This is a genomic window from Actinoplanes sp. GCM10030250 (genome assembly GCF_042666575.1).
GTDB lineage: Bacteria > Actinomycetota > Actinomycetes > Mycobacteriales > Micromonosporaceae > Actinoplanes.
The window spans coordinates 92,484-109,780 of the sequence record NZ_JBHTDO010000037.1 but is presented as its reverse complement, the minus strand read 5'-3'; the positions used below and the strand labels follow the sequence as shown (position 1 = coordinate 109,780).

The following is a 17,297-nucleotide window of genomic DNA, read 5'->3' as shown; positions in this document are numbered from 1 at the left end:
GCGGGGGGAGGGGCGGGGCGGGGGGGGGGAGTGAGCGGGGGGGAGGGCGGGGAGGTGCTCGGCTAAGGTCTCTGGACCGATCCGCGGGGAGCCCGCGGATCGTGAAAGAGCGTGGAGGCCTGAGGCGATGGCGGGTCAGGGACGTAAGCCGGTCGTGGTCGAGGGCCTGGTCTGCGACGATCCGACCATCCTCGTCTGGGAGGACGGGGAGCGGGAGCTGTGGCGGCAACGGGCCGCCGCGCTGGAGCACGGCCTGGAGCAGCCCGACTGGGTAACGGCGGCCACCGGCGCGGACCGGCTCTCCGATCTGACCCCGCCGCAGATCTCCTGGCTGGTGGCGAGGGGCCCGGAGGCGTCCGCGCGGTCCCTGCTGGCGGCGCCGTCGCTGCTGCGGCATCGGCAGCGGATCGACGTGGGCCGGGTCGCGGTGGCGCGGTTCGAGATGGATGCGCTGGCGCTCGCGTTGAGTGAGGCCGGTGAGAGCGCCGACCGGCTGGGCGCGTTGCTGCTGCCGTTCCGCGGTCCGGAGCCGGCGACGCTGGTCGCTGGATGGCTGCGCCACCTGGGTTCCGCGCGGCTGTGGGCGCGGCTGTGGCTGCACCGGCATGCCGAGGCCGCGGCGCGGGCGCTCGTTCCGGCGGCGGTGGGACGGCCGGGCCGGGTGCGGCAGAACGCCGAGGACGCCCTGCGGCACCTGGTGGCGATCGGCAAGGGGCAGATCACGATCAAAATCGCTGAGGGGTACGGGGAAGCAGCACTCGCCGTCATCACCGCTCTGGTGGAGCCCGTTCCGGGCCGGGAACCGGCCGGCGGAGTGCTCACCTCCGTACCCCCGAAGGTTCTTGAAAGAGCGCGGAACCTGCCGGAGCCTCAGGTGAAAGAGGGCGGGACGATGCCGCCGGACGACGTCGCGAGCCTGGTGAACGCGCTGGCCAGGTCGTGTCTGGCGGAGGCGCCGGAGCCGCCGCCCGGCGATGTCGCACCGCCCGGCGGCCTGCCTCTGGCGGTCGAGTCGTCGGCTGCCACGCAGCCGCTGGTCGCCCCGGCCGATCCGGAGGCGGAGAAGCTGATCGCGAGCTGTGACGAACGGAGTCTGGCGGAGTTCGGGCGTGCGCTGCTCGACGCGTGGCTGACGGACGAGATGCCGGCGTCGGAGGCGTGGGTGGTCCTGGCGCAGGCGCACATCGGCGACGACGCCACCATGGACGTTCTCGCGCCGCTGGTGCGGTCGTGGCCGGCGCGCAGCCGGTACGCGCGGGCGATCGACGGGTTCGCGGTGCTGGCCACTGTGGGTTCGGATGTGGCGTTGCGGCATCTGCTGGCGATCGAGGCCAACATGTCGGGCGGTCCGACGAACGAGCGGGCGGCCGGCTATCTCCGGCAGGCCGCGGCACGGCGCGGGCTGTCGGTGACGCGTCTGGCGGACCGGCTGACGATCACGCACGGGCTGGATGCGGTGGTCACGCTGGACTACGGGCCGCGGACGTTCCGGGTGGTCACCGACGAGCACCTCACCGCGCACGTCGCCGGTGCGGACGGGCGGGTCCTGGCGAGGCCGCCCAAGCCGGGGGTCAAGGACACCAGGCCCGAGGCGTACCAGTGGTTTCTCCGGTTCAAGAAGGAGTTGCGGGCGACCGCGGCGGTGCAGATCGCGCGCCTGGAGCAGGACATGCTCGCGCATCGGCTCCGGCCGGCCGGCGATCTGACGGCGGTCCTGCTGCCGCACCCGATCCTGGGGCCGATCGCGCGACGGTTGCTGTGGGGCGAATACGACGGGGCCGGCCGCCTGGTGCGGGCGCTGCGGGTCGCGGAGGACGGCAGCTTCGCCGACCTGCACGACACGACAGCGGTTGTCGGCCGGGACACGCCGCTCGGCATCGTGCACCCGGCGGAGCTGGGCGGCGAGGCGGCCGGCTGGGCGCAGATCTTCACCGACTACGAGATCCTGCAGCCGTTCCCGCAGGTGCACCGGCCGGTGGTGGTGCTGACCGGCACGCAGCGCGCGGCGACCAGCCTGGCCGGGTTCGGGCCGGTGGCGGGGAGCCGGATCGAGGCGATGCTGAACGGGCGGTGGCGGGGCAACGGGTACGACACTGCGGACCGGGTGCACACCCAACTCGCGCGGGATCTGCCCACCGGGCTGACGCTGCTGGTCGAGGTGACGCCGGGTGTGCCGACGTCGACGTACCACGCGACCGTCGAGCAGCGGGTCACCGAGATCTGGGTCGACGACGACTGGGCGGATCACTGGCAGGTCGCGCGGCGTACCCCGTTGGGTGTTGGTGATCCGGCCGCCCTGTCGGAGTTGCTCGTCGAGCTGTACGCGCTACCCGGATAGGCCGCCACACTCCCGATCGTTGACGCGGCAGTCGGTGGGCTGGGCGTCCAGCAGGGTCGCGCCGCGCACATCGAACTCGATCACGACCGGGGTGCCGGGGGTGACCGTGCGGGTGGCGTCCACCGGCGTGAACGTCCACACCGCGCCCTCCTGCTCGGCGGTGGCACCGGAGACGGCGGCGATCTGCAGGGTGGCGCGGGGCAGGCTGACGCTCAGCCGCCAGTCCGCCGACGGGCCGCCGCCCTCGGCGGTGAGGGTCACGGTGGCGCGATAACCGAGCAGGCCGCTCCCGTTCGCCGCCCGGTAGTCGGCCGTCAGCACCGGCGGGGCGGCTGCGCTCGTCGAGGAGCTGGACGGTGGGACGGTGGCGGTGGCTGACGACCTGGCCGACGCCGAGGGTTTCGCGGTCGCGGACGTCGGCCGGATGGCCGGCGTCTGCTCGGTGACCACCGGCGGGGCGATGCTGGTGACCGCCGGAGGTGCCGGTGCGGCCTTTCCGGGCAGCGGCAGGGAGGTCAGGCCGCCGGGTGAGCCGAGCACGGCGAGAACCAGGACGACGGTGCCGCCGACCACCGCGAGGACTCCGGTGACCAGCCAGAGCGGGCCGGTCCGGCGCGGCGGGGAGCCGTCGGCGGGCCGGCGGCGGCCCGGCAGGTTACCGGCCTGCACGGCGGTGACCGCGCTGAGCATCGCGTCCAGCAGGACGACCATCGGTGAGCGGCGGGGCCGGGGCTGCGGCGGGTGATCCATCGGTTCGGCCTCGGGGTTCACAGTGACCTCAGACCGCTGAGCACTTGCTCGAGCAGCCCCTTGGTGGGTCCGGCGGCGGTGTCGGGAGAGCGCGGCAGGGTGATCAGGCCGGCGTCGCGCAGGTCGCTGAGCAGGACCCGTACCGGGCCGAGCGGCAGGCGCAGCCAGGCGGCGATCTCGGAGACCGACACCGGCCGCTCGGCGAGCTGCATGATCGTCGATTCCGGGCCGGAGAGCTCACCGGACGCGGTGGCGCCGGGCACCCGCTGCACGATCGCGCTCAGCGTGATCCCGCTCGCGGGCGCCTCGGACCGGCCCCCGGTGATGGCATAGAGCCGGACGAGAGGGCCGGCGTCCTCGTCGTACCAGACGTCCTGGGTGAACACTGAACCTCCGTGGGGATCGTCAAGAACCGACGACAGGAAGATCTACGTACGTCGTTGCCATATCGCTCATTTCGAACCGCGCGGGGTCCGGCGACTGGCCGTCGGACGGCTCCGGCTCGGTCACCAGGCCGGCGGGCAGGCTCACCTCGGCGACGAACCCGCCGGACGGACCGCGGAACAGCCGCACGGTGATGGCGTGCCGGGCGGCGAACCGGCCCACCGCGTAGAGGCCGGACCAGAGCCCGCCACCGGGCGGCCGCGGGTCGGACATCACCTGGCGGGCGTTCTCCAGGTCCAGATCGCTCATGCCCTGCCCGGCGTCGGTGACGGTCACCGTGTAGCCGCCCTCGTCGTCGCGGCTGCCGCTGACCCGTACCCGGGTCTCGGCCGGTGAGTAGGTGATCGCGTTGTCGATCAGCTCGGCGAGCAGGTGGGTGACCTCGAGGACGGCGTCACCGGCCAGCGCCGCCGGCTGGATCTGCGCGGTGGACACCCGCTGGTAGTCGTCGACCTCGGCCGCCGCACCGCGTACCACCTCGCCCAGCGGCATCGGCCGCTGCCACTGCCGGCCGGGCGTCCCACCGGCCAGGGTGATCGCCTTCTCGACGTTGCGCCGCACCCGGGTGGCCAGGTGATCGGCGCGGAAGAGCTGGTCGAGGGTCTCGTCGTCGGTCTGGGCGCGCTCCAGAGTGTCCAGGAGCCGCAGCAGCCGGTGCAGCAACCGCTGGCTGCGCCGGTGCATGTCGAGCAGGAGAGCCTGCATGCCCGGCACGGTGTCGTCGCGCGGATCGTCGCCGGCCGTCTGCGCGGCGGCGGCCGGTCGCCTGGCGGCACGGCGGGCCATCACCAGGATGCCGATCACGGCGATCAGGCCCACCCCGGCGACCAGCCCGGCGAAGACGGTCGCGCCGGCCACCCCCGGGGTGGCCGAGGTGACCGTGTCATGGACGGCGCGGGTCTGTGCCGTACGCAGGGCGGCGTTGACCGGGTCGGCCGCGGCGGCCCAGTCGGCGGGGGCGACCTGGGGTCCCTTGTCCAGCAGCAGCCGCTGCTCCACCGCCGCCAGCGGCTCACCGGCGGCGGCGAGCTCGGTACGCGCCTCGGCGAGCCAGGCACTACGGCGGCCGGCCAGGTCACCGACGCGCAGCAGCTCGGCATCGGTGACACCGGCCCTGGTGCTCAATGCCGTGCGCAGCAGGGCGTCCTGTTCGGACAGCGCTTCCCGCGCACGGGCGAGGGGCCGGGCCGGCAGCCAGGGCAGGTCCAGTCCCGCGGTGATGATCGCGCGGTAGCCGTCGAGCAGCTCACCGCGGTCGGTGCGGGAGCGGACCGCGCCGAGCGTACGAAGGGTCGAGGTGAGCTCCTCGACTGAGTCGACGGCCTCCGAGGTGTAGGTCCAGCCGTTCCGGCCGCCGGTGAGGGCGCTGAGGTCGGCGACGGCACGGTCGGTGCGGGACCGGGCGGCGGCGTCACCCCCGGAGGGAGCGGCGACCGCGAGCCTGCGCTCCTCCTGGAGCGCCACCACCACGGTGTCGACCGCTCCACCGAGCCGGTCGGCGGTCGCGCGGGACCGTACCCGATCGGCGGCGCCGGCCACTGCCGGAACCGCGGCGGCACCCCAGAGAACAACAAGGAGGATCAGCCCGGCTCCCAGCCGGGGATCGACGTCACGCCAGCGTGGGCGCTTCATGCGAGGGCTCCGTCCGGTCGTTCCGATGGTTGGTCGGCCAGCAGCTCACGCAGCCGGTCCAGCAGGTCACGCCGGTCGGTGCAGCCCAGCCGGTGCCGGATCCGCGCGACGTGATGTTCGATCGTCTTGGCCGACAGGTAGAGCCGCTCGGCGATCTGCTTGTAGGTCAGCCCGGCCACCACCAGCGCGGCCACCTCCTGTTCCCGCTCGCTCAGCAGGGGGCCGGTGGGCTCGCCGGACGGTGACCGGCCCTGCAGCACCCGGGCGCAGTCGAGCAGCAGGGTCATCGCTTTGCGGTCGGTGGTGCGCAGTGCGGCCTGCCCGGCGAGGCGCGCCCCGTCCCAGGCGAGGCCGGTCGCGGCCAGGTCGCGGGCGGCGGTCTCGACCTGTTCGGGGTCGATGCGGTCGGTGATCACCGCGAGCCAGTTGCGGGCGGCGGTGGCCAGTGCCGCCGCGAACGACCGGTTGCCCGCCGGCCGGTTGCCGGCCGGCCGGCTCCCGGGCGGCTGGTTGCCGGCCGGCTGGTTGTGGGCGAGGCGGTCCAGTGCGGTGGCGTGTCGTTCGGCCTCGGTTCGATCATCGGCCAGGATCGCGGCGTGCAGGCGGCTCCAGTGCAGCGGGACGCTCCAGAGTGGTGGGTCGCCCAGGCGTTCCAACAGGTGTTCGGCCTCGCTGAGGTGGGCGGCGACCCGGCGCTGCTCACCGAGCCGGGCCGCGGCGACGGCCAGCTCACCGAGCGGGAGAAGCGTGAACAGGTCCACGGGTTGGCTGATCAGAACCTGGCAGGCGTCCGGCCACACGGTGCGCAGCCCTACCGGGTCGCTGTCCCGCCTGGCCAGGGCGACCCGCAGCGCGGTGGCGAACAGCAGGTCCCGGCCGGGCAGCGCCGGCGCGGCGGTGTGGGCTTCGGTGAGCAGGCGGTCGGCGGTGGCGAGGTGGCCGCGCAGCATGCGGCCCCAAGCCTGGAGGAGCCGGTGGCGGGGTGCCAGCGGCGGGCCGCCCATCGACGCCCTTATCGCCCGCTCCAGGGTGGTCTCGGCGGTGTCCAGGTCGGCGGTGTGCAGGGCGACGATCGCTGCCAGTGCCGCCGGGCTGTCCGGCAGCAGCACCGCGGCACCCGCGGGTTCCAGCAGCGTGGCGGCCTGCACCAGGGTGGACAGTGCGGCGGCCGGCGCACCGGTGACCGATTCCCGCACCCCGCGCGCCATCAGCGTGGCGCTGGCCTGGACCAGGGTGGGCGGGCCGTCACCCGCGGCGGCCAGGCCGGCGAGCAGTTCCTCGGCCTCCGCCACCCGGCCGGTGGCGGCCAGCCCGGCGGACCGGAAACCGGCGGCCGGACCGGGCCCGGCCCAGCGCAGCAGCTCGGTGGCGCTGTCGAGGCGGCCGCGGTGGGCCATCGCGGCCGCCGACACGTAGGCCGACTCGGCGCGCTGGGCGGGTGTGCCGCTGGCGACAGCCCGGTCGGCCAGCTGGGCGGCGAGGTCGAGGTCGCCGGTGAGGGCGATGGCCAGCGCCCGGCGGGCTCCGGAGGGCCGGCCCGCGTCCGCTGCGGCAGCGAACAGGCGGGCGGCCAGGGCCGGGTCGCTCTCCAGGGCCTCCTCGCCGGCGGTTTCGAAGGCGAGACCGAGTTCGGGGCCGTGCCTGGTGTCCTCGGCGCTGTCCGGCAGCAGGTGGCGTACCAGCGGGAGCACCGGACCGCCGCGGGCCATCTGGAGCACGGCGAGACGCTGCCGCACATCGATGCGCTGCGCGATCGGCCCGAGCGCGGCCAGGGCGTGCCGGGCCAGCGGAACCATCGCGCCGTCAGCGCCGAGCATGCCGGTGGCCTGTCCGGCAGCGACCAGCTCGGCAACCGTCCGCTGGTCACGGTCCAGAAGCTTGGCGATCAGATCGTACGACAGTCCGGCACCCGCCTCGACCGCCAGCAACAGCGTGCGCAGGTCGGCGTCGAGCTCGTCGAGCTCGGGGGCGAACGGCAGCAGCGCGGCAACCGGCACCCGCGACGGCACCTCAATGCCGGATCCGCCGAGCGTGCCGGACCCGCCGACCACACCGGACCCGCCGACCACGCCGGACCCGCCGACCACGCCGGGCCCGCTGAGCGCGCCGGGACTGCCGAGCGCGGCGGCCAGCCGGGCGACGTACCGGGGGACGCCGCCGGTGAGTGCGACGAGCGGCTCCGGGATCTCGGCGGCGGTCAGCGGCGGCAGCACCACGGGCGGTTGCCTGCGCCGTAGCACCTCGGTGAGCGGGGCGAGCGCCGCCGGGCGCGGCCAGGGCCGGTACGCCACCACGATCCGCGCGTCCGGCCGCTCCGCCCGGTCACGCAGCAGCCGCAGCCGGTCGTCGTCGAGCCGGTGCGCGTCGTCGACGAGCAGCACCTCCGCCGCCGGCTCGATCCACGGCACACCGACCGTGACACCCGCCTGCCGGTACACCTGTTCCAGCTGCGCCAGCAGCGTGCTCTTCCCGAAGCCGCCGGGTGCGCAGACCGCGACACGCAGCGGCGCCGCCGGGTCGTTCCGCACCTCGGTGAGCAGTTCCCCGGCGTTCATCGGCGGCTCACCGCCGGAGCGGCGACCTGCAGTGGCGGGCGGGGCGGTATCTCACCGGGCTCGGGAACACCGAGCCGGGTGTTCGTCACCGGCAACAGCTCGGTGGGCATCACCAGAACCTCGGCAACCGGCTCCGGAACCCGCGACAACTCTCCCGGCGGGCGCAACTCTCCCGGCGGGCGCAACTCTCCCGGCGGGCGCAGGGACAGAGCGGCTCCCCGCGCGACGGTGAGCCACGGATCGTCATCGCGGACGATCGGCGCCGTGACAGCCCCGGCCAGCGCCTCCACCACCAGCGGATGCGCGGCACCCCCACCGGCCGGCAGCACCGCGGCCAGGTCACCGAGACCGATCCGGCACGCCCGCGCCGTACGGCGGAAAACGTCCACCAGAGCCGCCATCACCTCCCGCGCCCCCGCCGGCGTGCTCTCCGCCAGGTCGTCCCCGCCGAACTCGTCGGTCTCGGCGACACCCAGCACTTCGAGGCGGCCCGGCTCGTACGGAACCACGAACGCCACCTCGGCACCCGCGCGACCGATCCGGCAGACCGCGACCGGCCGCCCCGCCGCCACCGGCCGCCCCGTGGCGCGGTGCCGCTCGATCACCGCTCGGGCCCGGGTGACGAGCACGACGTTGCTCATCCCGGCGTCGTCGAAGGCCGCCCGGAGCAGGCCGGACCGGCCGGGCCCCCACGCGGTCGGGCAGGCCACCGCGATCCGCTCCGGTCCCTCACCCTGCCGTTCCCACACCATGTCGGCCGCTCTGCGCGCCTGCTCGACCACCAGCGCCTGGGGCGTGATGAGCAGGTTGTCGCAGTAGACCGGCACGTCGTCGCCGCACCGCCGCAACAGTCCGGGCACGGCCGGCCGCGAGTCGGTGGCGACCGGCTCGGCCGGGCCCCATCCGGCCCGATCGGGGGTGCGGCGGCAGATCGCGGTCCAGGCGCTACCGGATCCGACGTCGACGCCAAGGAGGTACGGCAAGGAAAGCTCCTCAGGACTGGGGGACTTGATGTTCGTACCAGATCGGGCATCCGGGGTCTTCCCCCAAATTCCGGCCCACCGGATCCCCTAACCCCCTAACGCCGGCATCCGCGGATCGCCGTACGTCAGGGGGACGCATCCCGATGTCCGAACCGGACCCGGCTCCTAGCGTTCTGGTCACACCGGCGGCCTGTGCCTCCGATGTCACAACCCGTGAGGAGATCGCATTCCGATGGATTCGTCCCCGACGTTGCAGGACTTCATCCTCAACCTGATCTACGACCCGGGCGCCCGGTCGGCGTTCGAACTGGACCCGCACAGCACCCTCGACGCCGCCGGCCTCGGTGACGTCACCGCCGCCGACGTGCAGGACGTGCTGCCGCTCGTGCTCGACTACGCGCCGCTGGCGAACACCTCAGCGCTGGACGGGCTGAGCCCGGTGGACGACCTGACCACGGGTGTGGCGCACCTCGATGTGGCGGGCGCTGTGGCGCACCTCCAGGCGATCACCGCGGGCGTCACCGCGGCGCCGTCCTACGTGGCCGGCGACCTGAACCTCGCGGCCGCGGGCACCATCACGGTGACCGCCGACCACCTGGTCTCCGGTGCGCTGGACTACGGCACCGGCCTGCTCAGCCACACCGGAGCCGGCCTGGCAGACGTCAGCGTGGGCGCCGTCGCCGGCGGGCTGGACGTCGCGCACGACCCGGCGGCGAGCCTGGACGCGTCCGTGACCACCTCGGTGGAGCACACCGTGGCGGACGTGACCTACAGCTCGGACGCGATCGTCTCGCAGGCCGGCGTCACCGGCACGCTCGACACCGCCGTCTCGTCCGCGGGCATCTCCGGCACCCTGGACGCCACCGTGAACACGGTGACCGGTGTGACCGGATCGCTCGGACTCGGCATCGATGACCTTGACGTCGCCGGGGTCCACGAGGCAACCTCTTCGATTGTCGGAGCGGTCCCGGTGAACGGCCTGCTGCCGGACGGCGGTGTTGTGGACAGTGTGACCTCGACGGTCGACCACCATGTCTCCAGCGTCACCGGCCTGGTGGGCGGTTCGGCGGAGCCCGCACCGGAGACCGATCCCGGCCTGCTCGGCGGGCTCACCGGCCTGCACTTCTGATTTCGGCCGGGACGGCGTCACCGGAACCGGCCGACTGGTCCCCGCCGGGACGGCGCTGCCGGAACCGGCCTAGCGAGAGGCAGGACGAGCGTCCCGATGAGAAGTTGGGAGGTCGGACCCACGGCGTATGCGGGTCCGGCCTCCCCCGCCCGGGCGGACCGGACGGAACTCGACGCCTTGGCCGCCCCCGGTGGGCCGGCTCTGCTGTGGCTGGACGTCCTCGACGCGACCATCCGCACCTGTAAGGAGCACGGCCGCCCCGATCTGGCCACCTGGCTGTGGAAACGCCGGACCCAACTGCTCGATCCGCACCTGCGGGTGCTCGTCGCCGGCGCCGCCAAACAAGGCAAGAGCCAGCTTATCAACGCTTTGATCAACGCCCCGGTCTGTGTGACCGGCGACGACCGCGGCACCACGGTGCCGACCGTCATCAGGCACACCGCGCAGCCCACCGCTCACCTGATCCGGCGCACCACTGCCGACACGGAGTGGACACCGGACGCGGGCCCGCAGGACCGGATCCCGCTCGGTGTCGACCGGCTGGCCGACGTGCTCACCGAGGCCCTCGCCGTGCAGCCCACCGGAGCGGCCGAGCGGATGCACGCCGAGGTCGGGCTGCCCCGGTCGCTGCTGGCCGGCGGACTCCAGCTGATCGACACGCCGCCGCTGCCGGGCCTGCCGGGCACCCTGCCGGCCGCCCTGAAGCAGGTACACGCCCTGCTCACCGCCGGCCGGGCCGACATGCTGATTCTGGTCTGCGAGGCCGGCCGTGAGCTGACCGACGCCGAGATCGCCCTGCTCGCCGACCTGGCCGCGGTCTTCCCCAGCCTGGTCGTCGCGTTCACCAAGACGGACTACGCGCCGCACTGGCGCCGTGAGGTCGAGTCCAGCCGGATGCGGCTCGCGCAGGCCGGCGTCGCCGCCACCGTGGTGCCCACCTCGGCCGCGCTGCGCGCCCGCGCCGCCCGCGACAGCGACACCGCGCTCAACACCGAGTCCGGCTTCCCGCAGCTGATCACCATCCTGCAGACCCTCGGCGCCGCCAAGCGCGACCGCCTGGCCCGGGTAACCGTCGGCCTGCTGGGCCGGACCGTGACCGACCGGCTGGCCGGGCCGTTGCGCGAGAAGCTCGAGGCGCACCGGGCCGAGAGCGCCGAGTCGGACGCCATGACCCGCCTGCACGAGGCCCAGCGCCGCATGGACGAGCTGCGCAAGTGCACCACCCGGTGGCAGAGCCGGCTGGCCGACGAGGTCGCCGACCTGATGTCCGACGTCGAGCACGACCTGCGCGAGCGCACCCGCGCCGTGATCGCCCGTTCCGACGAGACGTTCACCGAGTCGGACCCGCTGCGGGTCTGGGACGACTTCGAACCGTGGCTGCGCGAGACGCTCGTGGAGACCGCGCAGACCAGCCTCGGCTGGCTCGGTGACCGGGCCGCCTGGCTGGCCCGCTCGGTGGCCGCCGAGTTCCCGCCCGAGCTCGGTGAGGTGCTGCCGTCGTGGGTGCCCGCCGTGCCCGACGACCTGCCCAACCGGGTCACCGACCTGCGGAGCCCGCCGGTGGAACGGTTCACGATCAGCCAGAAGCTGTTCACCGGCCTGCGCGGCTCCTACGGCGGCGTGCTGATGTTCGGCCTGGCCACCAGCCTCAACGGGATGTCACTGATCAACCCGATCTCGCTCGGCGGCGGTGCCCTGTTCGGCGGCAAGAGCATCCGCGAGGAGGGCAAGTCGCTGCTCAAGCGCCGTCAGGCGGTGGCACGCGCGGCCGTGCAACGCCACGTCGACGAGATCTACATCGGCATGGCCAAGGACGCAAAAGATTCGGTACGCAGGGTGCAGCGCGCCCTGCGGGACCACTTCACCGCCGTGACCGAGGACCTGCAGGACGCGATCGTCGAGTCGCTGCGCACCGCCAAGGCAGCCGCCGAGCAGGAGGCCGCCGCCCGCGAGACCCGGGCCCGCCGCGTCGAGCAGGAGCTGATCCGGCTCGCCGGCCTGCAACGGCAGTCCCTGGCCCTGCTGCAAGCACCGGCATGAGCGGTGACGCGCTCGAGCAGCGGGTACGGGCACTGCTCGACCAGACCGCACAGGTGTTCCGCGGGCACGAACGCGCCGAGACGTGGCTGCGCCGGCACCGCGAGCGCCTCGACGAGCCGCTGCGGGTGGCCCTGACCGGTTCACCGCGGTCCGGCCGCTCCACACTGGTCAACGCGTTCATCGCCGAGGACGTGGCGCCGGTACGCGCCGGCGGCGTCCCGGTCTGGTTCCACGACGGCACCCGCCCCGCCGCCCGGGTCCACCCCGACACCGGCCCGCCGCTCGTCACCCCGCTGCAACGCGAGCCCCGCGGCGGCCACCTCGTAGCGGCGCCGGCGGGCACCAGGGCGATCGTCGTCGAGTGGCCGTGCCGGGCACTGCGGCACACCCGCCTGCTGGAGACCACCGGCGACGAGGCGCACACCGAGGCCGACGCGATCCTGCACCTGGCCCGCCATCTCGGCGACGACGACCTCACCCCACTGCAGGGTGCTCGGAGCGGACGGGGTGCCGCGGCTCTGCCCGTACACATTCTGGTGGTCCTGTCCCGGGCCGACGAACTTGCCGGCGGTCGCGCGGATGCCCTGCTCAACGCCAAGCAGATAGCTCGCCGAAGGCGGCGTGACGCTCATGTGGCCGCCCTCTGCCAGGACGTTCTCGCGGTGTCGGGCCAGATGGCATACGCCGGGCGCACGCTGCGGGAGGAGGAGTTCGCGGCCATCGCGGCGATCGCCGCCCTGCCCCGGGCCGAGGCGGACGCGCTGCTGCTCTCCACCGACCGGTTCGCCGGCACCGCCCTGCCCGCTGCCCTGCCTGCATCGGTGGGTGCCACCGCCCTGGCCGTCGGCGTTCCGGCCGAGCGGCGCGCGGCCCTGCTCGACCGATTCGGTCTCGGCGCGATCCGGCTGGCCACGACCCTGACCCGCAACGGTGCCCGGTCCCGGGCCGCGCTCGGCGAACAGCTCATCCGGCACAGCGGGCTGACCGATCTACAGTCCTCGATCAGCGACCTGTTCACCACGCGGCGCGCGGTGCTGAAGTCCCGGACCGCGCTGGTCGCCCTCGAACAACTGCTGCGCGCCGAGGACCGCCCCGCCGCCGGCCACCTGATCGCCGAACTGGAACGCCTCGTCGCCACCGCTCACGAGTTCCGCGAACTGCGACTGCTCGCCGCCCTGCGCACCGGCCGTGTCGCGCCTCCGGCCGACCTCGCTGTGGAGGCCCGCCGCCTGATCGGCGGTGAGGGCGACGCTCACTGCGAACGCCTGGGAATGTCCCCGGACAGCACTGCCGAACAGCTGTGGCCGGCCGCCGAGAACGCCGCCGCCCGCTGGCACGAACAGACCACGGCGGCGGCCACAGCCGGCGAACGGCGCGCCGCCCAGGTCGTCCTCCGCAGCTGCACCGCCATCCTCGACGACCTCGGCTGACTCCTCAGCACGGGCGCTGAGCGGTCAGTCGAGGCCGAGGCCGCGGCGCCCGGTCTCGTTGAGGTCCTCGGGGCGGAAGCGGTTGGGCCACGCGCGCTCGTAGTGCTCTTCGGGGAAATCGCTGGGGCTGGAACCGGTCAAGAACGCTTCCCGTACGCGGGCGGCGTAGCTCTCGTTGCGAGGGCACCAGGGTGCGGCCGGGATGTACATGACGTTGCCCCAGCCCTGCTGGTTCCGGACCGGCGCGACGCTGTGGATCATGTCGCAGTGCCACCAGACGCTGTCGCCGGCGCGGACGTCGGGGATTCCGGACAGGGCGCGCATCAGCAGCGGGTGCCACCGGTCGCCGGCGGGGAACACCTGGTTGACGGTGACGCCGCACATGTCGTCGTCGGGTACGTCGGACAACAGCGGGCGCAGCATCAGGTAGGCCATCGCCTCCGGGATCGCGACGGTGTGCAGCACACCCTGGTCGTGATCCATGTCGGACAGCGCGGTCCAGCCCTGGAAGGTGCGGAAGGCCGAGCACATGGTGGAACCGGGGTACTGCGGCCCGGCGGTGCGGTGCGCGGCGTCCCAGGGGTCGTACTGCTCGACGGCGCCGTCGAACAGGTGCCGGAACGCCTTCTGGTATGCCTCGGTCATCCACAGGTCGAGGGTGCCGGGGTCGAGGTGGGTGCCCAGGCCGCCCGAGTCGGCGCCCTCGGGGCGGCGGCGGATGCGATCGGGGTAGAGCGAGTCGCGGCTGGGGTCGAACCACTGCACGCCGTCGGAGGCGTGCTTCCACTGACCGTTCAGAAACGCCTGGACGGCCGCCATGCGCTCGCTCTGACGGGCCTGCATCTGGGCGGGGGACCAGTAGATCGGGTAGATCTCGGGCTTGGAGCCGACGCTGCCGAAGAAGTCGTCGCCGGGACCGCGGTAGTCGTCGAAGAACCGGTTGCTCTCGACGTAGTCGACGATGTCGGCGTCCCAGCCGAGGGCCTGCTGGCGCGGGAAGTGGCCGCGCACGACCAGGCAACCGCGCCGGCGCAGCAGCGCGAGCTGCTCGGCGGGCACGGTGCCGTTGGCGATGTCGGCGTAGTCGATCTCCGGCCAGACGGTCTCGCCCCGCTCCCGGGCGGCCTCGATGTCCTCGACCGCGGCCCGCACGCGCTCCTCGACGACGCCGAAGACCTCCTCGACGGTGCGGCCGGAAGCCGTGATGCGGGCCCGCAACGCGCCTTTGATCTCGCGGATCGCGGATGTCAGGTCGGCGGGGGTCTGCTCCCAGTGCGGAAGCGCGGGCAGCGTGGTGGCGGGAACGGTCGGGGCCGACACGGTCAACTCCTTCTAGTCAGGTCTCCTTACTTAGAAAGACGATAGGGGTGCCGAACCTTCCAGGCAAGGGCCCTGCCTAGAATTCGCGGATGGATGCCGTCAAGCCGTCGTCGGAGCTGGTCCGGGCGGTGACCGACGAGAACGTCCTGCGCGCCCTGATGCGGCACTCCCGCCTCACCCGCGCCGAGCTCGCCGGCACCGTCGACATCTCCAAGCCGACCGCCGGTGAGAGCGTGCGGCGGCTCGCGGAGCGCGGCCTCGTGATCGACACCGGCGAGCGCACCCCCGGCGGCCGTGGCCGGGGCCGTGTCGGCTCCTACTACTCCCTCGCCCCCGGCGTGGGAACCGCCCTGGCGATCGACATCGCTCCCGGCGGCGTGGTGGCCGAGTGCGTGGACGCCTACGGCGACACCGTGACACGAGCGGCCGAGGGGATCAACCGGCCCGCCGAGCCCGCACAGGTCGCGGCGGCGTTGCGGGCCGCCGTCACCGCGATCCACGACCACATCGGGCAAATACCGCGGCTCGCCGTCGTGAGCGCCGCCGACCCGGTCGACCGGGCCACCGGCCGGCTGCTCCAGCTACCCGACGCGCCGTTCCTCGTCGGCGAGCTGGACCCGGCCGAGATACTGCGCCCGTACGTCACCGGGCCGATCACCGTCGACAACGACGTCAACTGGGCCGCCCGCGCCGAACGCGACGAGTCCGGTGACCCGGCGCTCGCCGACTTCGCGTACCTCTTCCTCGGTGAGGGTCTGGGCTGCGCCGTCTCCAGCGACGGCGAGATCCGGCGCGGGCACACCGGCCTCGCCGGCGAGATCGCGCACCTCGTCACCACCGGGCCGGACGGCAGCGCGGTGCGGCTCATCGAGGTCTTCGAACAGCTCGGCCTGCGCCGGCCGGACTCCACCGCCATCGACGTCGAGAAACTCCTCGCCGGTGCGCCGCCGGTTCGCGGTGCCGTCGCCCGCGCGGTCAGCGGAGCCCTCTCGGCGATCGTCGCGCTCGCCGACCCGCGAGAGGTGATCGTCGGCGGCCCCTGGGGCAGCCACCCCGACATGATCGACGCACTCCGTTCCGCCTTCGCCGAGGCGCCCCGCAGCACCCCGATCCGCGCCGCCACCCTCACCGAGCAGCCGTCTCTCATCGGGGCACGCCGAGCCGCGATCACCGGCCTGCGCACCGCGATCATCGCCATGCACGGGCCGCGGGCCGGCTGAGCCGAGCGATCACGGCCGGCCCCACGCCAGGGTCGGGCCGGCCGAGCCGGAGGCCGGCATCTGTTGCCGGGAGATTTCCACCGCGTTAGGTTGCCTGTATCGACAGCCGTCGTTATGGAGTGCCACCTCACCCGGAGGAGTCCCGCATGGCTGTGCAGATCAGTCGCCGTACCGTTCTGGCCGCCGGAACGGGTGCGGCCGCCGGCCTCGCGTTGCCCGGTGCCGTTTTCGCCGGTGGCCATCAGACCGCAGGGGTGAGCTTCGTCCTCAACGCGAAGACCCTCGACGGCGGCGAGCAGGTCACCGCGGTCACCCTCGACACCTCCCGGCTCGGGCCGATCGACCCGGCGAGCCTGACCACCAGCACGTTCCGCGTGCACGCCACCGCCACCAGCCCGATCCCGCTCGCCCCCGGCGATCAGATCTTCAGCGAGTACGACCTCGACCGTACGGTGACCGCCGCCCGGCTCACCCGCGGCGGCGACATCGTGCTGGAGCTCAGCCATGCCGAGGGCCAGCTCGGCGGCGGTACCCTCGGGTACATCGCGAGCAAGGGCCGCAACGTCCGGCTCGATCTGGTCTACACGATCACCCAGACCGCCCCGATCTCCCTGCGCCGCGGCCGGCCGGTCACCATCGCCCGGTTCGTGCAGCGCCGGCTGGTCAACCCGGAGGTCGACGCCTTCAGCCACCACGTCTCGGGTTCGGGCATGAAATACCGGCTGTACTCGGCACACGGCGGCCGGCGTCCCCTGATCGTCTGGCTGCACGGCGGGGGTGAGGGTGCCTCCCTGCCGGACGGCTACTACGACAACGAGACCACGCTGCGCGCCAACCGCGGCGCTCTCGGCTTCGCCACCCGTGAGGCACAGCGAATCTTCCGGGGCGCCCACGTGGTCGCACCGCAGAGCACCTCCGCCTGGATGCTGGACGGCCCAGCTTTCGCACCGCGGATCCGCGAGATCATCGGCGAGGTGGCCCGCAGGCGGGCCGTCGACCCCGACCGCATCTATGTGGCCGGATGCAGCAACGGCGGCTACATGAGCCTGAAGATGACCACGGTCTACCCCAGGCTGTTCGCCGCGTCCGTACCGATCTGCGGGGTTGTCACGTCCTTGCAGGGCAGCGGCCCGCCGCTGATCCCCGACAGCGAGCTGACCGCGATCAGCACACCCACCTGGCTGGTCGCGTCACGCGACGACACCACGGTGAACCCGCAGGCCAACACCGTGCACGCCCACGAGCTCATTCCCGGCTCGCTGATGACGCTCTACGACAACGTCGTCTGGAACGGCCACCAGTTCCCCGGCCACTGGTCCTGGATCTACGTGGCCCGCAACGACCCGGCCATCGACGGCACCCACATCTGGCAGTGGATGGCCCGCCAGCGACGCTGAACGGCCCGCGCCGCGCGAGTGCCGCGATCTTGGACATTTGAGCCGCCCCGTTATGGCGC

Annotated in this window: 12 protein-coding genes; 6 read left to right on the top strand and 6 right to left on the bottom strand. The window is 73.4% G+C overall.

Annotation, left to right across the window (positions count from 1 at the left end; all coding sequences use genetic code 11):
* Positions 1–127 precede the first annotated feature (127 nt).
* Complete coding sequence (locus ACFQV6_RS35410; protein ID WP_378032038.1) at positions 128–2,338, top strand: DUF4132 domain-containing protein; 2,211 nt, start codon at positions 128–130, stop codon at positions 2,336–2,338.
* On the opposite strand, the gene ACFQV6_RS35405 is transcribed toward ACFQV6_RS35410, so the two are convergent.
* Genes ACFQV6_RS35405 through ACFQV6_RS35385 form a run of 5 tightly spaced genes read right to left on the bottom strand, consistent with a single transcriptional unit; the run spans position 2,327 to position 8,702 of the window.
* A complete protein-coding gene (locus ACFQV6_RS35405) occupies positions 2,327–3,088 on the bottom strand; it encodes a cellulose binding domain-containing protein (RefSeq protein WP_378032037.1) in 762 nt (253 codons plus the stop codon). The two genes, ACFQV6_RS35410 and ACFQV6_RS35405, sit on opposite strands and share 12 nt — an antisense overlap.
* Before the next feature lie 17 nt (positions 3,089–3,105).
* Positions 3,106–3,474 carry a DUF742 domain-containing protein gene (locus ACFQV6_RS35400; RefSeq protein ID WP_378032036.1) on the bottom strand — a complete coding sequence of 123 codons (369 nt, stop codon included), beginning with the start codon at positions 3,472–3,474 and terminating at the stop codon, positions 3,106–3,108.
* A gap of 19 nt (positions 3,475–3,493) precedes the next feature.
* Entirely contained in the window at positions 3,494–5,164 is a 1,671-nt protein-coding gene (locus ACFQV6_RS35395) for an ATP-binding protein (protein WP_378032035.1), read from the bottom strand.
* On the bottom strand, positions 5,161–7,719 hold the full coding sequence (locus ACFQV6_RS35390; RefSeq protein WP_378032034.1) for a LuxR C-terminal-related transcriptional regulator: 2,559 nt from the start codon (positions 7,717–7,719) through the stop codon (positions 5,161–5,163). The genes ACFQV6_RS35395 and ACFQV6_RS35390 overlap by 4 nt, the downstream gene beginning before the upstream one ends.
* Positions 7,716–8,702, bottom strand: a complete 987-nt coding sequence (locus ACFQV6_RS35385) for a hypothetical protein (protein ID WP_378032033.1) — start codon at positions 8,700–8,702, stop codon at positions 7,716–7,718. Before ACFQV6_RS35385 ends, ACFQV6_RS35390 begins: the two co-directional genes overlap by 4 nt.
* A gap of 232 nt (positions 8,703–8,934) precedes the next feature.
* Between ACFQV6_RS35385 and ACFQV6_RS35380 the strand changes: the two genes are divergently transcribed.
* From ACFQV6_RS35380 to ACFQV6_RS35370, 3 genes are all read left to right on the top strand, one after another.
* Complete coding sequence (locus ACFQV6_RS35380) at positions 8,935–9,831, top strand: IniB N-terminal domain-containing protein (RefSeq protein WP_378032032.1); 897 nt, start codon at positions 8,935–8,937, stop codon at positions 9,829–9,831.
* Between the two features lie 96 nt (positions 9,832–9,927).
* Complete coding sequence (locus tag ACFQV6_RS35375) at positions 9,928–11,871, top strand: dynamin family protein (protein WP_378032031.1); 1,944 nt, start codon at positions 9,928–9,930, stop codon at positions 11,869–11,871.
* Complete coding sequence (locus ACFQV6_RS35370; protein ID WP_378032030.1) at positions 11,868–13,301, top strand: hypothetical protein; 1,434 nt, start codon at positions 11,868–11,870, stop codon at positions 13,299–13,301. The genes ACFQV6_RS35375 and ACFQV6_RS35370 overlap by 4 nt, the downstream gene beginning before the upstream one ends.
* A gap of 24 nt (positions 13,302–13,325) precedes the next feature.
* Here ACFQV6_RS35370 and ACFQV6_RS35365 read toward each other — a convergent pair whose 3' ends face one another.
* The gene (locus tag ACFQV6_RS35365; RefSeq protein WP_378032029.1) at positions 13,326–14,621 is read right to left on the bottom strand and encodes a DUF1479 domain-containing protein; all 1,296 of its coding nucleotides are present in this window, start codon (positions 14,619–14,621) and stop codon (positions 13,326–13,328) included.
* A gap of 89 nt (positions 14,622–14,710) precedes the next feature.
* Between ACFQV6_RS35365 and ACFQV6_RS35360 the strand changes: the two genes are divergently transcribed.
* Together ACFQV6_RS35360 and ACFQV6_RS35355 are read left to right on the top strand one after the other, a co-directional pair.
* Entirely contained in the window at positions 14,711–15,841 is a 1,131-nt protein-coding gene (locus tag ACFQV6_RS35360; RefSeq protein WP_378032028.1) for an ROK family transcriptional regulator, read from the top strand.
* A 146-nt stretch (positions 15,842–15,987) separates the two neighbouring features.
* On the top strand, positions 15,988–17,238 hold the full coding sequence (locus ACFQV6_RS35355) for a prolyl oligopeptidase family serine peptidase (RefSeq protein WP_378032027.1): 1,251 nt from the start codon (positions 15,988–15,990) through the stop codon (positions 17,236–17,238).
* Positions 17,239–17,297 lie beyond the last annotated feature (59 nt).